The sequence below is a fragment of the Ruoffia sp. FAM 26255 genome, assembly GCF_045528525.1.
Lineage (GTDB): Bacteria > Bacillota > Bacilli > Lactobacillales > Aerococcaceae > Ruoffia > Ruoffia tabacinasalis.
On the sequence record NZ_JBGQQX010000132.1, the window covers coordinates 1 to 709 of the forward strand.

The following is a 709-nucleotide window of genomic DNA, read 5'->3' on the forward strand; positions in this document are numbered from 1 at the left end:
GTCATCGATTGCACACAAACGGAACACGATTCCACGGAAATCCTTACACTACCGAACACCGTTGGAAGTATTTTTGAGTTACTTAGATGAAGCAGTTTTGTCTAGCTTAATTTGACAAATCAAATTATAAATAAACAGATAAGAATGGTTGATTGATTTAAGTTATAGATCTTTTATTACTAAAATAATCGAGTATGATATTTCTTGATCCTTGATAAATGTCCTGTTCTGACCATTCATAAGGTAAAGGTTCAACTCCATAAATTTCTAATATTTTATTGTTTAACTCATCAGGGAAAGGAACCCAATTTTTCTTTCCGGACCAATAATAATATTCTTCCATTTTCCTTAACTTACTTTTTGTTAAGATAGACATATATACCTCCTGCGGAGAATTTCTATGCAACGCTTTTTCATTGCTTTAACCCTAATTTTTCACGCATAGATACTTCGCCATCAATAAAAACATCATAAGAATTATGAATAATCCGATCTAGTATCGCTTCGGCCAATGTTCCATCTCCTAATTTCTCATACCATCCTTTAAAATCAAATTGTGAACAGTATATATTGGATTTTTGGGATTCATATCTTGCATTAATAATCTCTAAGAGTAAGGTTGCTTCTTCGTTTGAAAGCTCATAAAGAAGCCATTCATCTTATGAAAAGTTAAATATTATGTAAAGTAAGGCGCTGAAACTCTAATTTC

Annotated in this window: 1 protein-coding gene and 2 pseudogenes; 1 reads left to right on the forward strand and 2 read right to left on the reverse strand. The window is 31.7% G+C overall.

Going from position 1 to position 709, the window contains the following annotated elements; all coding sequences use genetic code 11:
• Nucleotides 1–115, forward strand: a pseudogene (locus tag ACEN31_RS11575) (IS30 family transposase); the annotation flags it as partial.
• Between the two features lie 42 nt (nt 116–157).
• On the opposite strand, the gene ACEN31_RS11580 reads toward ACEN31_RS11575, so the two are convergent.
• Nucleotides 158–376 (reverse strand): hypothetical protein, encoded by a 219-nt coding sequence (locus tag ACEN31_RS11580; protein WP_407090580.1) that lies wholly within the window; start codon nt 374–376, stop codon nt 158–160.
• A 37-nt stretch (nt 377–413) separates the two neighbouring features.
• Nucleotides 414–647 (reverse strand): annotated as a pseudogene (locus tag ACEN31_RS11585) (ATP-binding protein); the annotation flags it as partial.
• Nucleotides 648–709: the final 62 nt, after the last annotated feature.